This window comes from Longimicrobiaceae bacterium (assembly GCA_035696245.1).
GTDB lineage: Bacteria > Gemmatimonadota > Gemmatimonadetes > Longimicrobiales > Longimicrobiaceae > DASRQW01.
Window position 1 is genome coordinate 1 of record DASRQW010000404.1, and the last position, 6,327, is coordinate 6,327.

Annotated in this window: 3 protein-coding genes; all 3 read right to left on the minus strand. The window is 67.1% G+C overall.

Annotated elements, in window-relative coordinates; all coding sequences use genetic code 11:
- Nucleotides 1–1,407, minus strand: a 1,407-nt coding sequence (locus VFE05_18140) for a hypothetical protein (protein HET6231999.1), incomplete at its 3' end; no start/stop codon positions are given.
- A 1,341-nt stretch (nt 1,408–2,748) separates the two neighbouring features.
- A complete protein-coding gene (locus VFE05_18145; GenBank protein HET6232000.1) occupies nt 2,749–5,850 on the minus strand; it encodes a hypothetical protein in 3,102 nt (1,033 codons plus the stop codon).
- Between the two features lie 45 nt (nt 5,851–5,895).
- Nucleotides 5,896–6,327, minus strand: a 432-nt coding sequence (locus VFE05_18150) for a M23 family metallopeptidase (GenBank protein HET6232001.1), incomplete at its 5' end; no start/stop codon positions are given.

Below are 6,327 nucleotides of genomic sequence, written 5' to 3' on the forward strand. Positions count from 1 at the left end.
AGCATAGCCGGCGGTGTCTGTAAGCACCGTTGGTGGAGCAACCTGGCCTCCGCCGGCGACAACTGCGAAAGTGACGACCGCACCCTTTACTCCTGCACCGTTATGGTTGGTGAGTCTGACTTTCAGGGGAACAGGTAACGCCGCGTTGGGGGCACCGGTTTGTCCATTGCCCGATATAATGGACAGCAGCGAGGGCGCGCTGTTGGCACACGTTGTACTCACCGTCGCGATTTCACTACTCATGCGGGACGTCACCCACTGGCGCCCATCGTCGGTCCCAAGATAATCTCCGTCAATCCGATGGAGTTGATAATCGCTAAAGGCGACGACAACAGGGTAGGCGCCCTCCAACGTGATGTTCCCAATTATTTTGATTGGATTCAGCGTGAACTCGGGAGTTATGATGGAAGTCCGGAACGCATCGTAGTAATTCGAGAGGTAACTGGGTGCATGCTCCTCCTCGTTGAAGCCGAGCCACAGGATGATGTCCTTGCTCACCGTTCCCTGAACCGCAAGTCCATCCCTCCGCGCAACAGGACCACCTATGTAGCTTAGCGGGGCAGCCAAGTTCATCGCGCCAAGGCAAGCCGCAGGGGCAGTACGCGCGTCAGATTGTCCCTCCGTCACGAGCTTGAGTGCCTGTTGCGCGATCAGGGTCCCTTGAGAGTGTCCTAGAACAATGACCGCACGTCCGGCTTTGACCTCGCGTTGGATGCGCGAGGCAAGGTTTACTGCATCTACGTTCGCGAGGTCGGGCGCGTATCCGAGTACATCCAACATCTGATCTTTGGCCCGACCAAAATCCGCGAGCGTGGTGCACTTCAATGCTAAGTTCGCCCATTTCAGCCAGCTAGCGCTGTAGGCGATCGAGGCAGCAGCCACTAAACACTTTCCAACCTCATTCGGCCGGTGCGTCCAAGTCGCATTATAGAAGAGCGAGACACGCAGGTTTCTATCGAGCGGCATGCCATTCGTTTGCAGGACCTGCCGAATGTGAGCGAGAGTGGCGAGTGCATCGGCAGGAGAATTACCGACCCCGTTTACGTAGATGACGCTGACACCTGCGCCCGCTGCCGGTACCACGCTGCGCGAAGATCGTGATGCAGCGAGCGTAGTGGTGTCGCCGATGGTGAAGATGTGACCGTCGAGGGCTTGGTGTGCCCTACGCATTCCCGCGGAATCAGCGACGAGGTCAAATGCCGCATTGATGGACGAGTAGAGCCGAACCACTGAATCCGCACCCACCCGATCGCTTAACAGTATCGCGCGGTCCAGAATTTCCTGGAATATCACATCGGCAGCGGGTGATGTAGCCAGCTCGCGTATCTCAGCCAGTTTTGCCACTTCGCTCGCACTTACCGGATGAGCAATATCAGCACCGGCAATCAGGGTGTGATTCCGGTCCATTCGTATTGTTCCGTTTGCGGGGGCCGGAGCTCCGTCCAGCAGAACTACTAATTCAGAACGACCCAGTCCTGCGGCGAGCGAGTAGTTGACCGTTGAATTCGCGGGATGCGTTGCGGCACCGCTTTCCGGTGATCCGGTAACCCCCTCGCCAAGCACCACAGAAACCGAAAATGTCTTGGGCGTTGGTGGGGTCGTGGTTGACTCGCCTCCGCAGGATCCGAACAAAACGGGGAGAGCTAGAACAGCTAGAGAGCGAAGTAGCAGAGATCCACGTCCCATTGGAAGTGCCTCCAGTGTTGAGCAAGAAGGGGAAAGGAGCACATGGAGATGAATACGGGCGGCGCGGCGAACCTTAGACTTGTACTCGTTGCGATGAATCAGTCCGGGTGCATGTGAGCGGGTTATACCGAATCCGCGCAGACAATCCGTGTATCAGAAGCGAAAATCACCAGCAATCCCGACGGTTTTCCCCGGTCGATACTCACACTCTTTCTGCGGAGTCGGTATTAGACACTCTTCCGAATAACGGCGGCCCTTGAGGTGCGGTGGCCGGCGTTCGTCATGCACCCCGGTCGTGCCCGCTCACGGGCGTTATCCCGCAGCGTGGATAGGCGGCACCAGCGCGTTGTGAATGGGGGTGCTGTAGGAGTTACGGAACTCTCAGCGGTCGATAGCCTTCTTGTCAGCCCTACCCCTGCAAGGGGGAAGGTCAACCCGTGAGCACCAAAGTCTAGGGAGTTTCCCGCCCAAGGGAGACAGTTCGGACAGAGGGCGTTCCCCCGAAAGGCAAACCAGCCCATCCAAGTTGATGACCCAGATCTCGTCTAGAACAGCCTAGGTCACCAAGGTAGCGAGTAGGCCTAGAAAAACAAGGAAAATGACTAGCCGAAAAGGGCGCGTAGGTAAAGACCTTACTTACCGGCGAGCCTGCGGTCGTAGCGAAACACCGGCTCGGCTAGGCTCTACACCCGGTTACACCCCCGACTCATACGACGCCCCCTCAATCTCGAGGCTGGTATGGAAGTGCCGCCAATCGCGCCTCCTCCAAGCGATCGGGATGATCCCGGACCCATCTGAGCAGCCAAGCGTGAAAACGAATTATCGCAGTGTCAACCGGCACGCCGTCCCGCGTCGCAGCTAGCACGTAAACATTCATTGTTGCATGGACAGCGGGATCGGTAATGAGGTTGCGCTCGTACAGCAGCGTAGAAACCTCTCGCGATGCCTCTTGGGGCAAAGTTGGATGTGCGGAACCTTCGGCTTCCGACGTATGGCTCACGCAGGTAGCTTGGGCAAGCACCGACAATACCATTCCCACGCGCAGAACGCTTGCCTGGCGCCTCATTTCGCCCCTCCCGGCTTGCTGCACGACTGAAGCGTTCCCCGCTCCGCCCCTTCGTAGGCCTGCCCCTTCTGGCCCCGGTCGTCCACGTAGACGAGCGTGACGGAGACCTCCTCGCACGGGTTCAGCTCGACCGAGTAGGACGTGCCCCGGTACGTGGCGCTCCATCCCGCGCCCGCATGCGGATCGAGCGGCGCGCGGGTCACCTCCCACCACGAGTCCACGAGGCGGCCGTCCGGGCTGGTGGCCGATCCGGCGAACCGGTACGCGGGTCCCTGCCCCGTCTTTGTCACGGTCACCACCGGCAGCTCCTGCGGGGGCGTCAGCCGCTCGTACCCGCGCGAGCAGAGCCACCCGCTCGTGCCGTCGATGCACTCGCCGCCTTTCCACGCGCTCTTGTCGTGGTCCAGGTAGGCGGACTGCTGGGTGACGTTCCCCGCGGCGTCCTCCACGTGCAGGGTGATCCACGCCGCGTCCGGGGACCAGTGGGGCCCGCCGTCGAAGATCCCGGTGGCGCTGCCGAGGTCGGCGTTGAGGACGAGCGGGTGCCCCTGCAGGTCCGGCTCGGAAGGCCAGCCGGCGCCGCCGGTGCCGTTCGTGTCGAGCACGCGCCAGCTCCCGCGCTGCACCGGGCCGCTCGGGTTGTAGTACTGGGAATGGAAGTCGTAGCGCGCCGGGGTGCCGCCGAGGCTGAAGGTGTAGGGCGGCACGTCCAGGTTGCCGGCGTAGTCGAACGTCTGCTGGAACTTGTCGTCGGTCTGCCAGAAGGCGACCCGCACGTCGGCCCACGCGCGGCGGATCGGGATGTCGCCCTGCGACTGGTTCAGCAGGATCTCCCAGCGTGCGTTGCCGTGCGAGGCCTGGCACTGGTTGCTCCAGGGCACGTCGATGCAGAACCCGGCGTCGTACCACCAGCCCCGGTAGCGGAAGGCCAGACGCGCCCGCGTCTCCGCGAGCGCCGTCACCCCGCCGCAGTTGGGGTCGCTCCGCTGCCCCTGCTCATCCTCCACGACCAGGCAGACCTCGAAGCGGCCGGTGAAGTCGTACGCACGCTGCACGACCGGCGTCGTCACATCGTCGCCGGCCACCCCCGTTGGTCCCGCCACGAACCGGGTGCCGTCCCACTGCTGGTTGAAGAGCCCCCAGCTCCAGATGTAGCGCGCGATGCGGGTTCCCGAGGGGCTGTAGGAGCGGCTGGCGTCGAAGTCGATCCAGTGCCGCACCAGAGAGGGCGACGGCGTCGACCAGAGCGCCACAGGGCGGGCGTCCGCCACGCGCGCGCCGAAGCTCGCCTGCGCCTGGTACGCGGGGGCAAGGCGGTCGTAGACGCGCGCGGCGACCGAGGCCTCGCCGCCACCCGCGGCGCGGAGGGCGTGCTGGACGACCTGGCTCCCGCGCGCGGGGACGGTCGCGCACACCGGCAGCGCCGCCGCCGGGACGAGCACCGCACTGGAAGGGGCCACATCCAGGCACAGCTCCCGCGCGGCGTTGCTCGCGTTGCTCAGGGTGTAGTCGAGGGTCCGCACCTCGCCGAGCGTCCAGGAGACCAGCGGCGGGGTGGCCGGGACGGACACCCCCGGGTTCGCCAGCACCAGCCCGGCGACGACGGTGAATTGCCGGGTGGCGGCGAGTTGGGGACGCGCGGCGTCGTACGCGCGTACCGAGACCTCGGCCGACCATGGGCTCTCGGCCGCCGGGGCGACGGTGGCCGCCTGGACGACCTGGGCGCTCCCGTAAGGCGGAATGCGCAGGCATGCCGGGGGCTGCGGCTCGGGCGAGACGACGTAGCCCGCGGGCGCGCTGCCGGCCAGGACCGCCGTCTCGAAGCACACCGTCTCCGTCACGTTGCTGGCGGAGGTGAGGGTCGCCGTGCTGCTGCCGGTCTCGCCGGGCAGGACGGTCGCCGCGGGGAAGGCGGAGAGCAGCGGCGGGGCGAGCACCGCGCGGACCGTCGCCTGGAACGGGTCGCTGGTGGCCGTGATCCCCGGCGCGTCGCGGTCGCTGGCGGCAAGCTGCGCCGTCCACGCCGTCTCCCCCTCCGCGGCGGGATCGAGGCGGTAGGTCGCGGTGACGACGCGCTCCTCGCCGGCCTGGAACGCCTGGTCGAGGGGGGTTCCGGCCGCCGAGAGCGCCGACCCTGCGGGGATCGTGTTCTGGAAGCGGAGCACGCGCGCGGCATTGGTCAGGTTGCGCACCCGGTACTCGACGCTGAAGGTCTCGCCCGCGTCCCGCACCTCGGCGGCGGGCGCGGCGACCTCCGGAGCCGCGAGCGCCAGGGCGGCGCGGACGTGGACGAGGCCGGAGCCGGAGTAGGCGCGGTCGCCCGCGTCCGACGCGGTGAGCGCGACCTCGGCCGCGACGTCGGCGAGGGAGCCCGGGGCCACGGAGACGCTGACCGGGACGCTCGCGGTCTCGCCGGCCTGGAGCGTCGCGGCGGCGGGCAGGCCGGGCACCGGGGCGAGCCCCGGGTCGGCGCTCGCCGTGGAGAAGGTGAAGGTGCGCGCCTCGGCGCTCCGGTTGGTCACCGGGAAGAGCACGACGCGGCTGGCACCCGGCGCCAGGACGACGTCCTCCCCGTCTCCCACGTCGGGCGGCAGCAGGTGGTCCGCCGCGAGGGGCGCGGGCGCGGCTGGCCGGGCCACGGACGCCGTGTCGGTGCCCGGCGCGGTGACCGCGATCCCTGCGGGGACGGCGAGCGCGGGGTCGTCCTCGCGGTCGCGGCAGACCTTCCGGTTCCACGCGGAGCCCGTCACCGGCGAGAGGTCGAGCGCGCAGGCGTAGCCGGTGCGGCGGCTGCGGATCCGCACGTAGGTGCGGTCCCGCGTAGTTTCCACCTGGTTCAGTTCGACGTCGTCGCTCCATCCCTGGAAACCGGCGGCGACGAGCTCGTCGTAGGCCAGGAACTTCCCCTGGTCGCCGCGGGCGGTCATCTCCGCTTGGGCGTAGGCGTCCAGGTCGCCCGCCACGACGCGTTCGATCGCCCGGCGCTGCATGACCAGGTGCGTCCCGGTCGCCACGCCGGCGAGGAGCCCGATCACCACCACCACGATCAGCAGCTCCACCCCCGTGAAGCCGCGCGAGTCCCCCCTCCTGTATGCCATGCTCGCTCTCTCGGACTGGACGATGGGTGCCGTGCGCGCTCGGGTTCAGCGCAGGCTCACGGCGTCTGCGGGGTCGAGCAGCCGCGCGGGATCGCGCCGCCGCCCGCCGACGAAGATCTCGAAGTGGAGGTGCGGTCCGGTGGCGAGCCCGCTGGCGCCCACCCGGCCGATCACCTGGCCGCGGCGCACGCGCTCGCCGGGCCGCACTGTCACCGCCGACAGGTGTGCGTACCGCGTCACCAGCCGCCCTCCCCAGTGCGACAGCTCGACCGCCAGGCCGTAGGAGGGGCTGTGGACGGCGGCCGTCACCACGCCGTCCGCGCTCGCCAGCACCGGCGTCCCCGCCGGCGCGGCATAGTCGCTCCCCCAGTGGGGCCGGACCACGTGCAGGATCGGGTGGAACCGCCGCGCGCTGAAGGCGCTGGTGAGCTGCCCCGCGACGGGCATTCCGATCCCGGCCGGTCCGGCGGCCCCGCC

What these genes read in the sequence shown, in the direction of transcription:
- VFE05_18145 (HET6232000.1), bottom strand. Translation starts at nt 5,850, where the DNA reads ATGGCATACAGGAGGGGGGACTCGCGCGGCTTCACGGGGGTGGAGCTG.